This is a genomic window from Paraburkholderia caribensis (assembly GCF_002902945.1).
GTDB lineage: Bacteria > Pseudomonadota > Gammaproteobacteria > Burkholderiales > Burkholderiaceae > Paraburkholderia > Paraburkholderia caribensis.
Genome location: NZ_CP026101.1, coordinates 705,554 through 721,397 on the forward strand (window position 1 = coordinate 705,554; position 15,844 = coordinate 721,397).

At 63.4% G+C, this 15,844-nt stretch carries 13 protein-coding genes; 3 read left to right on the plus strand and 10 right to left on the minus strand.

Translation table 11 applies throughout. The annotated features are described in order from the left end of the window. The first annotated feature begins 21 nt into the window (after nt 1-21). Nucleotides 22-198: a hypothetical protein gene (locus tag C2L66_RS40525; protein ID WP_158512160.1), complete on the plus strand. Its 177-nt coding sequence runs from the start codon at nt 22-24 to the stop codon at nt 196-198. A gap of 687 nt (nt 199-885) precedes the next feature. Here the strand turns inward: C2L66_RS40525 and C2L66_RS03115 are convergent. The 10 genes from C2L66_RS03115 to C2L66_RS03160 form a co-directional block, all read right to left on the minus strand. Then, on the minus strand, nt 886-3,006 hold the full coding sequence (locus C2L66_RS03115; RefSeq protein WP_060602092.1) for an ABC transporter ATP-binding protein: 2,121 nt from the start codon (nt 3,004-3,006) through the stop codon (nt 886-888). Next, nucleotides 3,003-3,896, minus strand: coding sequence for an ABC transporter permease (locus tag C2L66_RS03120; protein ID WP_060602089.1), 894 nt, complete (start codon nt 3,894-3,896; stop codon nt 3,003-3,005). Before C2L66_RS03120 ends, C2L66_RS03115 begins: the two co-directional genes overlap by 4 nt. After that, nucleotides 3,893-4,903 (minus strand): ABC transporter permease, encoded by a 1,011-nt coding sequence (locus tag C2L66_RS03125; protein WP_060602086.1) that lies wholly within the window; start codon nt 4,901-4,903, stop codon nt 3,893-3,895. The genes C2L66_RS03120 and C2L66_RS03125 overlap by 4 nt, the downstream gene beginning before the upstream one ends. Nucleotides 4,904-4,934: 31 nt before the next feature. Beyond that, nucleotides 4,935-6,617 (minus strand): ABC transporter substrate-binding protein, encoded by a 1,683-nt coding sequence (locus C2L66_RS03130; RefSeq protein ID WP_060602083.1) that lies wholly within the window; start codon nt 6,615-6,617, stop codon nt 4,935-4,937. 243 nt (nt 6,618-6,860) lie between these two features. After that, a complete protein-coding gene (locus C2L66_RS03135) occupies nt 6,861-7,880 on the minus strand; it encodes a HoxN/HupN/NixA family nickel/cobalt transporter (RefSeq protein ID WP_060602081.1) in 1,020 nt (339 codons plus the stop codon). A gap of 29 nt (nt 7,881-7,909) precedes the next feature. Beyond that, nucleotides 7,910-8,413, minus strand: coding sequence for a cupin domain-containing protein (locus C2L66_RS03140; protein WP_060602078.1), 504 nt, complete (start codon nt 8,411-8,413; stop codon nt 7,910-7,912). A 1,079-nt stretch (nt 8,414-9,492) separates the two neighbouring features. Next, a complete protein-coding gene (fusA, locus tag C2L66_RS03145; protein WP_054933948.1) occupies nt 9,493-11,598 on the minus strand; it encodes an elongation factor G in 2,106 nt (701 codons plus the stop codon). Between the two features lie 256 nt (nt 11,599-11,854). Then, nucleotides 11,855-12,370, minus strand: coding sequence for a DUF192 domain-containing protein (locus C2L66_RS03150; protein WP_054933915.1), 516 nt, complete (start codon nt 12,368-12,370; stop codon nt 11,855-11,857). Between the two features lie 145 nt (nt 12,371-12,515). Beyond that, nucleotides 12,516-12,710 carry a hypothetical protein gene (locus tag C2L66_RS03155; RefSeq protein WP_042310425.1) on the minus strand — a complete coding sequence of 65 codons (195 nt, stop codon included), beginning with the start codon at nt 12,708-12,710 and terminating at the stop codon, nt 12,516-12,518. 401 nt (nt 12,711-13,111) lie between these two features. Then, on the minus strand, nt 13,112-13,687 hold the full coding sequence (locus C2L66_RS03160; protein WP_054933916.1) for a pseudouridine synthase: 576 nt from the start codon (nt 13,685-13,687) through the stop codon (nt 13,112-13,114). A gap of 382 nt (nt 13,688-14,069) precedes the next feature. Here C2L66_RS03160 and icd point away from each other — a divergent pair, with 382 nt between their 5' ends. Both icd and C2L66_RS03170 read left to right on the plus strand, forming a co-directional pair. Beyond that, the gene (gene icd, locus C2L66_RS03165) at nt 14,070-15,326 is read left to right on the plus strand and encodes an NADP-dependent isocitrate dehydrogenase (protein WP_060602075.1); all 1,257 of its coding nucleotides are present in this window, start codon (nt 14,070-14,072) and stop codon (nt 15,324-15,326) included. 155 nt (nt 15,327-15,481) lie between these two features. After that, nucleotides 15,482-15,826, plus strand: coding sequence for a hypothetical protein (locus tag C2L66_RS03170; RefSeq protein WP_060602072.1), 345 nt, complete (start codon nt 15,482-15,484; stop codon nt 15,824-15,826). The last annotated feature ends 18 nt before the right edge of the window (nt 15,827-15,844 follow it).

Consider the following 15,844-nt stretch of genomic DNA (forward strand, 5'->3'; position numbering starts at 1 on the left):
CCAGCGTTACCAATACACGTGTTGAGCAGAAACACTGACGCCGCATCGTCGGCTGCCGTGGTCGTGCCGGACTCCACGCCCGTCGATGCCGTACCGTCCTGTGCCGGTTGCATCGCAGCCGACGCCCCGCTGGCAGGCAGCGGAGCATCGGCTGTGACGATCCACTTCGGAATCACGTCGTCCGCGGATGCGGCCTGAACGAACTGGGCCGCCAGCAAAGTCCCCGCGCCAACCACGAAGGTTGCCGTACCCCGTTTAACCTTGTAGTAGTACGTATCAAATGATTTGTTCTTCATCGCACCTCTCCCGAGGAAACGACGACCCCCGCAAGCCGTCATTTCTTATTCACTGCTTGTCGCTTGTCCCGTTTGTTCGTATTGCACGCGCTGAGCCGATCGGCGGCGGGCGGCGCTTTCGTCGCTCTTCAGGTTCGCGGCGCGCGCCGTTTTCGACGTCATGTCGCGCGCGATGCGCCCTGCCTGTCATCCGCTGCCTGCGGCTTCTGATGTGCCCGGCGCCCGTTGTTATCGTTGACTGTCGGCGCCGGGCCGCGTGCGAGCCCCACATGGCCAGGCAGATGCGCTGACGCTTCATCCGCCCGACGCGGGATCGACTGTCCGTTCTGCGCGCCGTTTCGCCGTTCGTCGTGACGGCGCGAAGCAGCGTTGCCGAGGGTTTGTCGATCCCGACGCAACCCCATGCGTGAGCGTGATTTAGCGATAAACATGCCATTGGGCGCGAACGCCCGCCGCGCGTGGCATTCGCGTGACCGCTCCGTTGCGCGCGCATCGAAACGCGCAAAAAACGTTTCGGACCTGAAACGCAGGCCTCGAATCACGCGATTTTTCGTTTCAGCGCGCGAGCATGCGGCGCCGGGGCAGGGGATCAGTTGCGGCGCTGAAGCACGCGCAATTCGTCGACGGGGATGTGGCAGCGGATGCGATGCGCGTCGCCGGCATCGGCCCAGGGCGGGTCCTGCTGCTCGCAGATCGCCCCCAGCTTGCGCGGACAGCGTGTATGAAACACGCAACCCGAAGGCGGCGCGGCGGGGCTCGGCAGTTCGCCGGCAAGGCGGATGCGCTGCGGCTTCGCGCCATGCGGTGCTTCGCTATCGTGCGGGTCGAGCGCGGGCACCGACGACAACAACGCTTCCGTATAAGGATGATGCGGGCCGCCGAACACGGCCGACGCGGGCCCGATCTCCAGCAGGCGGCCGACGTACAGCACCGCGATGCGATCGGACAGGTAGCGCACGACATTCAGATCGTGCGAGATAAACACATAGCTCACGCTGCGATCGCGCTGCAGATCGGCGAGCAGATTGAGGATCGCGGCCTGCACGGACACGTCGAGCGCGGAAGTCGGCTCGTCGCAGACGACGATGCGCGGATCGCCCGCGAACGCGCGCGCAATCGCGACGCGCTGCTTCAGACCGCCCGACAGTTGCCGTGTGCGCGAGCCCAGATAACGGTCGGGCAGCCTGACAGCCTGCGCCAGCGACGCCAGTCTTTCCTCGCGCGCGTCGCCGCGCAGCGCGGACAGGCGCGACAACGCGCGCCCGATCAGCCGTCTGACCGAGTGCGCGCGATTGAGCGCCGAGTCGGGATTCTGGAACACGATCTGCAGCGACTTCACCTGTTCGTCGTTGCGATGCGTGACGCGTGCCGGCAAAGGCGTGCCGTCGAGTTCGATCACGCTGCCCGCATCGGGCGATACGAGGCCGAGCAGCAACTTCGCGAGCGTCGTCTTGCCGCTGCCCGATTCGCCGACGAGACCCAGCGTCTCGCCCTTCGCGAGTTCGAGCGATACATCGTGGACAGCGCGCAGCGCCGCGCCCCCGACGTGGAATGTCTTCGAGACGTTTTCCGCGCGCAGCACGGGCGAGGCGTCGCGTGCTGCATGTCCTGCGTTGCCGAAAGCTTGAGCGGGCGCATCGACGGACGTAAGGCGCGGCAGTTCCATCGCGCGCTCGTGGTAGTGGCAGCGCGACATCTGATCGCCATGCCGCGCGCTCACGCGATACGGCGGCGGGGCTTCGCGCCGGCAGCGGTCGTCGGCGAGACGGCAGCGCTCCGCGTAGATGCAGCCCTGCGCGACGGAACCCGGCTGCGGCAGGCTGCCCGCAATCGTGTCGAGCCGGTCAGTGTCCTTGCTGCGGCCGACGGTCGGCAGGCAGCGCAACAGGCCGACTGTGTACGGATGGCGCGGCCGCGCGAACACGTCTTGCGTGGCGCCTTCTTCGACGAGCTTGCCCGCGTACAGCACGCCGACGCGCTCGCACATCCGGCCGATCACCGCGAGGTTGTGGCTGATGAACAGCACGGCTGTGTGGAACTCGTCGCGCAGTTGCGCGACGAGATCGAGCACTTCGGCTTCGACCGTCGCGTCGAGGCCTGTCGTCGGTTCGTCGAGAATCAGCAGCGCGGGTTTCGACGCGAGCGCCATCGCAATCACGCCGCGCTGCTGCATGCCGCCCGACAGCTGATGCGGATAACTGTCCATCACGCGCTCGGGCTCGGCGATGCGCACCTTGCGCAGCATGTCGGCCGTTTGCTTCAGCGCATCTTCGCTAGTCGCGCCGGATGCCTCGAACGCTTCGGCCACCTGGCGCGCGATCGTCAGCGATGGATTGAGGGCGCGCGACGGGTCCTGATAGACCATCGATATTCTGTTCGCACGCAATTCGCGCAACGCGGCGGCGTCGAGCGAATGCACTTCCTTGCCCGCAATCGAAATGCGTCCCGCCTTTACACGCCCATTGCGCGCCAGATAGCGCAGCGTCGCCATCGCGACCGTCGACTTGCCGCAGCCCGATTCGCCGACAAGCCCATACGATTCACCGCGCCTGATGCGGAACGACACGTCTTGCAGCACCTCGCGCTCGCGTCCGCGCGTGCGATACGCGACCGTCAGCCCGACGATAGTGAGCGCGTCGGCCCGCTCGCTCTTCGATACATCGAAGGCGGGAAACGAAGCGGGCGGCGCAGGCGAAGAGGGACCGTTCATCCGTCGACGGCTCCTTGGACAGCATCGGCGATCAGGTTCACGCCGACCACCAGCGACGCAATCGCGGCTGCGTCGAACACGACGGTCCACCAGGCGCCGCCCGCCATCAGCGTGTACGACTCGGAGAGCGCGAGGCCCCAGTCGGCGGAAGGCGGCTGGATGCCGAAGCCGAGGAACGACAGCGTGGCGACCGCGAAGATCGCATAGCCGAGACGCACCGTCGCTTCGACGATGATGGGCGGCAGCACGTTCGGCAGGATTTCCGCGAACATGATGTAGAACGCGTTCTCGCCGCGCAGCTGGGCCGCAGCGACATAGTCGAGATGGCGTTCGGCGAACACGGCCGCGCGCACGGTGCGAGCGGTGATTGGCGTGAACGTGATGCCGATCACGAGGATCACCGTGAGGTTCGACGCGCCCACCGCGGCCAGCGCGAGCAGCGCGACGATCACGAGCGGCAGCGCGAGCACGGCATCGATCGCGCGTCCGATCACGTTGTCGACCCAGCCGTCGAAGTAACCGACCGTGAGGCCGAGCGCCGTCCCCGCCAGCGTGCCGAGCAGCGTTGCGAGCGGCGCGATGGTGAGAATGTCCCGCGCGCCGACGATCACGCGCGACAGCACGTCGCGGCCCAGCTGATCGGTGCCGAACCAGTGGCCTGCCGCGGGCGGCGCGAGCGAATTCAGAGGATCGGACGCGTAGGGATCGAGCGGCGCGACCCATGTCCCCGCAATCGCGCAGACGATCCACCACAGCACGATCGCCGCGCCGACGACGAAGGTCGGCGAGCGCAGCAGCACGCGCAGCGTGTCGTAGCGTGTGTCTCGCGCGCGCGGTGCGGCGGGTGCGGGCGTGTTCGACGAGGGCGGAGGCGAAGCCGTCGTGCTCATTCGGCGCTCCCTACGCGCAAGCGCGGATTGAGCAGCACGTATAGCGCATCGGCGACGAGATTGGCGACCGTGTAGACCACGCCGATGGTCAGCACGCCGCCTTCGAGCATCGGGAAGTCTTTGGACTTCGCTGCGTTGTAGATCAGCGAGCCGATGCCCTGATAGTGGAACAGCGTCTCCACGACGACCAGTCCGCCGATCATGTAGCCGAGCTGCGTCGCCGCGACGGTGATGGTCGGCAGCAAGGCGTTGCGCAGCACGTGCCGGCCGATCACGATATGCGGCGGCAATCCCTTCAGGATCGCGGTGCGCGTGTAGTCGGCGTCGAGCGCCTCGACCGTGCCCGCGCGCGCCATCCGCGCGATGTAGCCGAAGAACACGAACACGAGCGGCAGGACGGGCAGGACGAGATGCTTCAGTTGCGTGAAGATGGCCGCGTCGGGCGGATACGTTGCGTCGATGGGCAGCCATTGCAGCCACACGCCGAACACGAGTATCAGCACGATCGACGACACGAACTCGGGCACGACGGTAGCCGACAGGCCGACGATGCTGATCGTGCGGTCGAGCCAGCGTCCCGCGTGCATCGCGGCCCATACGCCGCCCGCGATGCCGAGCGGCACCACCACGATGAACGCCAGAAATCCGAGCTTCGCCGAGTTCGCCAGCGCACTGCCGACGAACGACGCGACCGGCTCGCGATACGTGTACGACAGGCCCATGTCGCCTTGCACGAAGTGCGTGATCCACTGCGTGTATTGCGTAAGCAGAGGACGATCCGCGCCGAGTTGATGATTGAGCGCGGCCACTGCGCGCGCATCGGCGAGCGGGCCGAGTATCGCGCGGCCGATATCGCCGGGTAGCAGCTGGCCGCCCGCGAACACGATCACCGACAGCAGCCACAGCGTGATCAACGACAGCCCGACACGCGTCCCGATGAAGCGCAAGACGCGCATTGCGCTGCCGCGCGGGCCACGAGCGATGGAAGCGGAAACCGTGGTCGACATCGATGTTCCTTGCTCGCAGCGTGGTGCGCAATCAGGCGAGCGTCGCGCGATCGAAATACAGCTGCGCGATGGCCGTGAAGCGCACGCCGTTCAACTGCTTGCGCGCGGCGATCAACTGGTCGTAGAAGAACGGGAAGATCACGGGCGTCTCGTCGAGCAGCAGTGTCTGGATCTGCGCGGACACTTTCTTCTGTGCGGCGATATCGAGCGCGGCGACATAATCGGCGACCAGCTTGTCGTACTGCGGGTTCTTGAAGTGCGCGGCGTTCCATGTGCCCGTGCTCGTCAACGGTGCATTGAGGAATACGTTCGGCACGCCGCGGCTGCCGTAATCGGTGATGCCGAGCGGCGAGTCGAGCCAGTCCGATTTGCCAGGCGTGCCCGAGCCGTAGTACTGCGACTGGCTCTCGACCTTCAGGTTGATGCGGATGCCCACGGCCTTCGCATAGTTCTGCACGACGACGGCGAGGTCGGGAATCTCCATGAACTTCTCGGTCGTGAGCGTCACGTCGAAACCGTTCGGCACGCCCGCCTGCGCGAGCAGCTGCTTCGCCTTCGCGACGTCGATCTTGCGCTGCGGCGCGCCCGCATCCGACGACGGAAACACGGGCGCGAACGGGCTGTCGTTGCCGGGCTGCGCGCGGCCCTTGAAGAGTCCCTTGACGATCACGTCGCGATCGAGCGACAGCGCGAGCGCCTGGCGCACGCGCTTGTCCTTGAACTGCGGGCTGTCGACGCGCATGTGAATCTGCCGGTGCGCGCTCGACTTCACGCCGACCACCTTGAACTCGGGATTGTTGATCAACCCCTGGCCGCCCTGCACCGTGAACGTCGGCATCACGTCGGCCTGATGGCCTTGCAGCGCGAGAATCTGCGCCTGCTGGTCCGCGTAGAAGGTGAACTGCACGCGCTGCGGCAGCGCTTTTTCGCCCCAGTAGTCGGGATTGCGCACGAACGACACGCCGACTTTGGCCTGGTACTTTTCGAGCTTGAACGGCCCGGTGCCGATGAAGGTTTTCTCGTAGTTGCCCGCATAGTTCGCGGGCAGAATCACGGCGTTGTAGTTGTCCGACGAAACGTAGTACGGGAAGTTGCCGTTGGGCGCGTCGAGATGGAATGCGACCGTGTGATCGTCGACGACTTTCGTGCCGCCCTTCGACAGCACGCCCTTGAGTGTCGAAAGCGCGGCCGAGCCGGCGGCGGGGTCGGCGAGGCGGTCGAAGGTTGCGGCGACGTCCTTCGCGGTGAAGGGCTGGCCGTCATGGAACTTCACGTTCTCACGCAGCTTGAAGGTCCACACATCGCCCTTGTCGTTCGGCTTCCACGACAGCGCGAGCACGGGTTTGAGCGTCTGCTTCTCGCCGTCGTCGTCGATCAGGAATTCGCCGGTCTGATTGAGCAGGCAGAGGCTCGCGGAGTCGGTGACCGTCATCGGATCGACGGCGCCCGTGGGCGTGAGATGCGCGACCCGGATCGTCGCGTTGGCGCCCGCCGCGCCTTGCGCCCGAGCGCCGCGCGGCGCGAGCAATCCGCCGCCCGCAAGCGACATGCCGATCACGCTCGCATAACGCAGCAGTTCGCGGCGCGTCAGGCGGCCGGCGAGAAATTCGTCGATGGCGTGATTGCCGTGGGCGTCGGCGCTGCGGCGTGCCGCCTCCAGATCGAGTGCTTCTGCCGGGCGAGGCGCAAAACGCGGGTCCGCGGAATTCTTCATCGATGGTGGTCCGATCCGTTCTGTTGGGACGCCACGCGTGCTGTTGCGAGGCGCTGCGGTGGTAGTGCGGCGTTGATGCGGGTTCAGTGTAAGCGATTGCCTCTGGATTGGGAGCATTCGCGGCCGCGCGCGCCTGCCTTCATACGATTCCCGGCGGCAGTTGTGTCGTGCGCACAACGGCGCGGCGCATGCCTGCAACGGGCGGTGCGCTGGGGCGGCGGTTCCGGCGCCCGGGCGGCGGTGTTACTGGCCGAGCGGCGCGGGCTTGCGCCAGCGATGAAACAAAACCGAGCCGACCCAGCACAGCATGAACAGGCTGACGATGCCATAGCCCAGCATGCCGAAGCGTTCGTTGACGGCGGCCACCGCGTCCCATGCGCCGCCGCTGAGTCCGAGCTTGTCAGAGAGCAAGCCGAGTGCCTCGATGCCGCCGATCGCGATCGCGACCACGGCCGACACGAATGTGATGCTCGCGTTGTAGTAGAGCTTGCGCTTCGGGTCGTCCATGGCCCAGCTGTAGGCGTGGACCATCAGCACGTTATCGGTCGAATCGACGAGCGTCATGCCTGCCGTGAAGAGCGCGGGAAACACGAGGATCGAGTAGAGCGGCAGGCCTTTGCCTGCTTCGGCGGCGGCGATGGCGAGCAGGCCGATTTCCGTCGCCGTGTCGAAGCCGAGGCCGAACAGCACGCCGACGGGGTACATATGCCAGCTCTTCGTGACGAGCCGGAACAGGGGCTTGAGCGCGCGCGACAGCAGACCGGCGGGCGCACCGCGCGCGGCGTCTTCGTGCGTCAGTTCTCCGCCTTGCTGGACGTGCCGGTAGCGGCGCCACACGTCGCGCAGGATGACCAGGTTGACGCCTGCGAGCACGAGCAGAAAGACCGACGACACCATCGTGCCGATCGTCCCGCCCACGGCATGAAAGGCCTCGAAGCGCCCATGCAGCGACAGGGCGGTCAACGCGATGCCGACGGTGGCGACGATCACGATGGTCGAATGTCCGAGCGAAAATGCCAGTCCGACGCCGAGCGGCCGCTTGCCTTCCTGCATCAGTTTGCGTGTGACGGTGTCGATCGCGGCGATGTGGTCGGCGTCGACGGCATGCCGCAGGCCGAAGCCGTAGGCGAGCAATGCGGTGCCGAGCAGCAGCGGATAGTCGCGAAACGCGATGAGCGCCCACGCCCACGCGGCGAGGTTGGCGCTCACCAGTGCGGCATACAGTGTGACGAGGCGGGGGCGCAGCGAAAGGGTCGGCGTCATACGGGCGTTGGACCTGGGTTTGCGGTGGGTCAATGATCGTGCGGGTGCTTGTGGATCGGGTCGACCCAATAGACCGTTTCGGGTTGTTCGACGGCGTCGATGTTCAGGTTCACGACGACGGCTTCGTTGTCGCTGCGCACGAGTACGCATTCGAGGGGATCGTCGGTGCTGGCGTTGATTTCCTGATGCGGGACATACGGCGGCACGAAGATGAAGTCGCCGGGGCCGGCTTCGGCGGTGAATTCCAGATGCTCGCCCCAGCGCATGCGGGCGTGACCGCGGACGACGTAGATCACGCTTTCTAGCGCGCCGTGGTGGTGGGCGCCCGTTTTCGCATTCGGGTGAATGGTCACGGTGCCCGCCCATAGCTTCTGAGCGCCGGCGCGCGCGGCGTTGATCGCGGCGGCGCGGTTCATGCCGGGGGTTTGCGGGGTGTTGGTGTCGAGCTGGTCGCCCTTGATGACTTTGACGCCGTGGTCGCGCCAGTTGATTGGGGGTTGGGGGGTGTGGTTGTGGTCGTGGTCGTGGCTCATGGATTGTCTCCTTGCCGGGCGCTTGCGGGGCTTTCTGTTTCCTGCTTTCGGCTTTCTGCTTCCTGGTCGATCAGTTATTCTTGCATGGACAAAAGTTTGAGTGGGGGACGGGGTTTGGGATCGGCTGGCGACGTAGGGTTTTTTTTGCTCGCCGCCGCGTTGTGGTGTTTGTCCGTCGCCGGTCGTGTGTTTTGATCTTTTTGCTGGCATCCGCGAATTGTTAGCTCGCTTCACGCGTCGCCCCTGTGCGGGGCGGCACCTACTTTTCTTTGCCGCCGCAAAGAAAAGTAGGCAAAAGAAAGCGGCTCACACCGCCAGCGCTAATTCTTGCCTGAGGGCCCCCAAAGGGTCTTACGCTTCACACGGCAATCACGTGACCCACGTTCGTTGCCAACGCTCTGAATGCGCGCCTCACCCGCTTCACGCACCTGCGTTTCCGCATGCTGCGTCAGACAGTCCACCGCCGCCCAGGTGGCAAACTGTGTGTAGGCCGTAGTGCCTCACACGCCTCACTCCGGACCGATAGCGCATGCGCCCCACCCTGTAAGAGCGCCAAGCCATACGACGCGACAACCTACACACAGTTTGCCACCTGGGCGGCCCATACCATTCGCTGCCGTTTGCTCGGGTACGGGTAATCGAAGCGGGTGAGGCACCTGTTCGAAGCGTTGGCAACGGGCACCAACCAGGGCCACTGGTGTGTGAAGTGTGGGGACGTTGGGGGCCCGTGGGTAAACGTCAAGAATTGGCGGTGTGAGCCGCTTTCTTTTGCCTACTTTTCTTTGCGGCGGCAAAGAAAAGTAGGTGCCGCCCCGCACAGGGGCGACGCGTGAAGCGAGCTAACAATTCGCGGATGCCAGCAAAAAGATCAAAACACACGAACGGCGACGCCTGAAGTACGCTAACAAATCGCGGATGCCAGCAAAAAGATCAAAACACACGACCGGCGACGAACAAACACCACAACGCGGCGGCGAGCAAAAGCCAAACCAAACCAAATCCAAGTCACCGAACAGCAAAAAAAAGGCCCATCCCAACAGGAACAGGCCTTCGCGCCAGAGCGAACCAAACCAAACCGGCTACTTGGACTTCGAATTAATAATCCCTTCCGAGACATTATTCGGCGTCTCAGCGTAATGCTTGAACTCCATCGTATAGGTAGCCCGCCCTTGCGTAAGCGACCGCAACGACGTCGAATACCCAAACATCTCCGAAAGCGGCACTTCGGCACGCACGAGCTTGCCGCCGCCGCCGGCAATATCCTCCATGCCCTGCACGATGCCGCGCCGGCCAGAAAGATCGCCCATCACATTGCCCATGAAGTCCTCAGGCGTCTCCACTTCAACCGCCATCATCGGTTCAAGCAGCACAGGCTTCGCCTTGCGCATCGCATCCTTGAACGCCATCGAACCAGCCATGCGGAACGCGTTTTCATTCGAGTCGACGTCATGGTACGAACCAAAGGTCAACGTGACCTTCACGTCCACCACGGGATAACCCGCCAGCACGCCTGCCTTGAGCGTTTCCTGAATGCCCTTGTCGACAGCCGGAATGAATTCGCGCGGAATCACGCCGCCCTTGATCGCATCGACGAACTCATAACCCTTGCCCGGATCGGGCTCGAGCGTGATAACGGCATGCCCGTACTGCCCGCGTCCGCCTGACTGCTTCACGAACTTGCCTTCCACACCTTCAACCTTGGTGCGCACCGTCTCCCGATACGCGACCTGCGGCTTGCCCACCGTCGCCTCGACGCCAAACTCGCGCTTCATCCGGTCGACGAGAATTTCCAGGTGCAGTTCGCCCATGCCCGAAATAATCGTCTGCCCAGACTCTTCGTCCGTTTGCACGCGGAACGACGGGTCTTCCTGCGCGAGACGGTTCAGCGCAATGCCCATCTTTTCCTGGTCGACCTTCGTCTTCGGCTCGACAGCCTGCGAGATCACCGGCTCCGGGAAAATCATCCGTTCGAGAATGATGATGTTGTTCGGGTCGCACAGCGTGTCGCCCGTGGTCGCTTCCTTCAGACCGACTGCCGCCGCGATGTCGCCCGCGCGCACTTCCTTGATTTCCTTGCGCTCGTTCGCGTGCATCTGAAGAATGCGGCCGAGGCGCTCCTTCTTTTCCTTCACCGGGTTGTACACGGTGTCGCCCGAATTCACGACGCCCGAATACACGCGGAAGAAAATCAGCTGACCGACGAACGGGTCCGTCATGATCTTGAACGCCAGCGCGGAGAACGGCTCGTCGTCGCTCGGATGACGCTCCGCTTCCTTGTCGTCTTCCGTGTGGCCGAGAATCGCGGGCACGTCGACAGGCGAGGGCAGATAGTCGATCACGGCATCGAGCATCGCCTGCACGCCCTTGTTCTTGAACGCGCTGCCGCACAGCATCGGCACGATTTCGTTGGCGATCGTGCGTTTGCGCAAGCCCGCCTTGATCTCGTCTTCCGTCAGGCTCTCGTGATCCGTCAGGTACTTTTCGAGCAGTTCTTCGCTCGATTCCGCCGCCGCCTCGACCATCTTTTCCCGCCACTCGTGCGCGAGGTCCTTGAGGTTGTCGGGGATCTCTTCGTACGTGAACTTGATGCCCTGGCTCTCGTCATCCCAGACGATCGCCTTCATCTTCACCAGATCGACGACGCCCTGGAAATGCTCTTCCGCGCCGATGGGAATCTGGATCGGCACCGCGACGCCCTTCAGGCGGTCGCCGATCTGGCGCTGCACGCGGAAGAAGTCGGCGCCGACGCGGTCCATCTTGTTGACGAACGCGATGCGCGGCACCTTGTACTTGTTCGCCTGGCGCCACACCGTTTCGGACTGCGGCTGCACGCCGCCGACCGAGTCGTAGACCATGCACGCGCCGTCGAGCACGCGCATCGAGCGTTCGACTTCGATCGTGAAGTCGACGTGACCCGGCGTGTCGATGATGTTGATCCGGTGCTCCGGATAATTGCCCGCCATGCCTTTCCAGAAGGCTGTCGTGGCCGCCGATGTGATGGTGATGCCGCGCTCCTGCTCCTGTTCCATCCAGTCCATCGTCGCCGCGCCGTCGTGAACCTCGCCGATCTTGTGGGTCACGCCGGTGTAGAAAAGAATGCGTTCGGTGGTGGTGGTCTTGCCGGCATCGATGTGAGCACTGATACCGATGTTCCGGTATCGCTCGATAGGAGTCTTGCGGGGCACGTGAACCTCCATGTGTTGGCGCGCCGGTGGCTGGCGCCGGGCCTTCTGCTGGCATTGTGCTGCGCGGCCCGGACGATCTCGGTGCTGCTGGTGAGACTATAAGAATAGCGTGTCGCCCCGGCTTTTGCAGGAATCCTGCCAGAAGCCGCCGGAGCTGGCGCCCGCCATACGTTGCGGCGCGAAGGATAAAAAACAAGCCGGCGCGCCTTGCGGCTGCGCCGGCTTCCATCCGGATCGTGCGTGGCGGCGGGTTCGCCTATTGCGGCGCCGGCAGTCCCTGCATCTTCATACCGGGCTTGATGCCCTTCGACGTGAACCACCCCTTGCTCATCTCCAGCGCGTAGACGCCGTTGTTCTTCGGGCAATGGTTGTTGGTGGTCTCCGCCTGCATCTCATCGATGTCGGTGATCGTGCCGTCCGCGCGCATGAATGCGATCGACAGCGGGATCAGCGTGTTTTTCATCCAGAAACAATGCACGGCGTTCTCGCCGAACACGAAGAGCATGCCTTCGTTCGGTGCGAGTTGCGTGCGGTACATCAAACCTTGCTCGCGGTCCGCATCGTTCGCAGCGACGGCGGCGTCGATGACGAACATGCCCGCCGTGAGCCTGGCGCGCGGAAAGTCGCCGGGTTGTTTTGCGCCCTGCGGCATCTGCTGTGCATGCGCATCTTGCGCGGACATGGCCGCGAGCGACACGGCCGACAATGCGGCAACAGGCAATGCAACTGCAATCGCGAAGCGCGCGATCAACGAGCGCAATGAAAATCGCACGACATGGCTCCTTGCTGAATATGATCCGCGCATGTTACGCGAGCGCGTCAAAAACAAAAAGGCAGAGAGCCTTATGGCCATCTGCCTTTCAACGCCGTAAGAACGGCAAAACTGCTTGATTCTTGACTGCGTTATTGCAACAAACTTATTCCGAAGCTGCCGAAGCTGCTGCCGGCGCTGCTGCCTTCTTGTGCGACTTCTTGTGCGAAACCTTCTTCGTTGCCTTGTGCGACGAAGCTGCTGCTGCCGGAGCTGCCGAAGCTGCTTCCGGTGCCGAAGCTTGTGCGAATGCTGCCGTTGCGAAGAGGCCAGCGACCAGAGCGGCGATCAGTTTGTTCATTTTGCGAATCCTCAGCTTTAGTTAATTAACCCAATGACCCGATCAGGTTGAGTCATGTCGTTAAACGTGCCGTCCACCTTTCGGTTGACATCCGCATCGAAGAAATTTTTCTTTGCGGCTGCGAGCGTTCAGACACCTTCATACACGTCGTTGGAGCGGCTTGTACCAAGGCTCTTGAGGCTGAATGCCGGACAGCTTCATCGGCATCTGCGTCGACTAACGCATGAACGCGCGACGCGGTTGACGAAAATTTTCAGGAATTTTTGCGAATGTGATAACGCGTCGCAGATTGCTGCTTTTCAGCGCTTTTCGCGCGTTTTTTTCAAATGACGCAATCGAATAAAAAACGCATGCCGATACAACGGCTTAGCGGAATATCGAGCGGTTTTTCGCGGACGCATTCACGAGCGTGTGAAACCTTCCCAGGGCGCGCGTGAAGGTAGCTCGATGTTTTCGCCCGGCTGCAATCCAAGCGAAAAAATGTCGAGCGCACCGACGCCGACGCGCACTAGACGCAACGTCGGAAAGCCGATGGCCGCCGTCATGCGGCGCACCTGGCGGTTCTTGCCTTCAGTGATCGACAGTTCGATCCACGTGGTCGGAATGGCCGCGCGATATCGAATGGGGGGCGTGCGAGCCCATAGCGCTTCGCCGGGTTCGACGAATTCCGCGCGGCAGGGGCGCGTCACATAGTCGCCGAGATCGACACCGCGCGCGAGCGCCTTCAGATCGCTGTCTGCCGGTGCGCCTTCCACTTGCGCCCAGTATCGCTTCACCAGCTTGTGCCGCGGCTCCGCGATGCGCGCCTGCAATGCGCCGTCGTCGGTGAGCAGCAGCAGCCCTTCGCTATCGGAGTCGAGTCGCCCTGCGGGATAGATGCCGGGCATCTTGACCCAATCGGCCAGCGACGCGCGCGTTTCGTGCGCGGAAAACTGGCAGATCGTGCCGAAGGGTTTGTTGAGAGCGAGCAGAGTCATGCGTGAACGAGGCGAATGGCGGATGCGTCAACCGCGCGATCGCAGCCAGAGCGTCGATGCGCGCTGCGAGTCTCGACGGCCGCGCCGGGTAGCGAATGGCGAGATCTTAAAGCATAATGCGTTTGAACATGTCTTATGTCTTATATAAGACATAAGATGACGCCTGCCTTATCGCGCAATCCCGCCGGCGCGCCGGCATACGTGCACGTCCCGAGGGCGGCCTTGCGCCGACGTGGGCTAGAATAGCCGCCTGGCCGCTTGCTGCATCGGTATCTGGCATCAGCACTCGAATCGGCGCGGCACCGCGTCGCGCGCAAGAGGGGCGCCCCGGTTTCGCATTTCCAACCTGTTCTCACAGTACAGCTATCACTGGAGTCCGATCATGGCGTATCAGCACATCACGGTTCCGGTTGACGGTGACAAGATCACCGTCAACCCGGATTTCTCGCTCAACGTTTCCGATCAGCCGATCATTCCGTACATCGAAGGAGACGGCACGGGCGTCGACATTACGCCCGTGATGATCAAGGTCGTCGATGCAGCCGTCGCCAAGGCCTACGGCGGCAAGAAGAAAATCCACTGGATGGAAATCTTCGCGGGCGAGAAGGCGACCAAAGTGTATGGTCCCGACGTGTGGCTGCCGGAAGAAACGCTGCAGGTGGTGAAGGACTACATCGTGTCGATCAAGGGTCCGCTCACGACGCCCGTCGGCGGCGGCATCCGCTCGCTGAACGTTGCGCTGCGCCAGGAACTGGACCTCTACGTGTGCCTGCGCCCCGTGCAGTACTTCAAAGGCGTGCCGTCGCCGCTGCGCGAGCCGGAGAAGGTCAACATGGTGATCTTCCGCGAGAACTCGGAAGACATCTACGCGGGCATCGAATGGCCGGCGGGCTCGCCCGAGGCGAAGAAGGTCATCCAGTTCCTGCGCGAGGAAATGGGCGTGAAGAAGATCCGCTTCCCGGACTCGTCGGGTATCGGCGTGAAGCCGGTGTCGCGCGAAGGCACCGAGCGTCTGGTACGCAAGGCGATCCAGTATGCGCTCGACAACGATCGCCGCACGGTCACGCTGGTGCACAAGGGCAACATCATGAAGTACACGGAAGGCGCATTCCGTGACTACGGCTATGCGCTCGCGCAAAAGGAGTTCGGTGCGGAACTGATCGACGGCGGCCCGTGGATGAAGGTGAAGAATCCGAAGACGGGCAACGACGTCGTCGTGAAGGATGTGATCGCCGATGCGTTCCTTCAGCAGATCCTGCTGCGTCCCGCCGAATATGACGTGATCGCGACGCTGAACCTGAACGGCGACTACATCTCCGACGCACTGGCCGCGCAGGTCGGCGGCATCGGCATTGCGCCGGGCGCGAACATGTCGGACTCGGTCGCGATGTTCGAAGCCACGCACGGCACGGCGCCGAAGTACGCGGGCAAGGACTATGTGAATCCGGGTTCGGAGATTCTGTCGGCGGAGATGATGCTGCGCCATCTGGGCTGGACGGAGGCGGCGGATGCGATTCTGAAGTCGATGGAAAAGTCGATCCTGTCCAAGCGCGTGACGTATGACTTCGCGCGCCTGATGGAAGGCGCGACCCAGGTGTCGTGCTCGGGCTTCGGTCAGGTGATGATCGAAAACATGTGAGCGCCGCGTAGCGCATCCATCTTCAACGCAACCCCGGCGCGCGCGAGCAAGCCGGGGTTTTGTTTTGAGCTTTCGTCATCCGCGCGGCAACGTGGCTGCGTTATGATCGGTTCACTTCCTTTGCACCTCGCACCCGTTCGCATCGACAGACAGGCATGAAATCGTTGTGGCGTATCTTCATCGTGTTGACGCTCGCCTTGCTCGGCATGCAGGGCGCGTCGGCGTGCGAGCATCATCACGATGCCTCGCCGCCAGTGATGAGCATGCATACGAATGCGGTGCATCGCGCTATGTCGACGAACCCGCGCGACTCGGATTCCTCTTGCCATCGCAGCCATTCGCTGTGCTGCATGAGCGCGTGCGGCGTGCATTGCGGCGCACTGCTGTCGAACGTCGGCGTGGCGACGCGGGTCGCGTCATTGGATGTGCCGGGCGCCGGTAGCGACCCCGCGCGCGCAGGCGTCACGCGCGCACCGCCCGTGCGGCCGCCCATCGCGTGACGGCTTCATGCCGGCGCT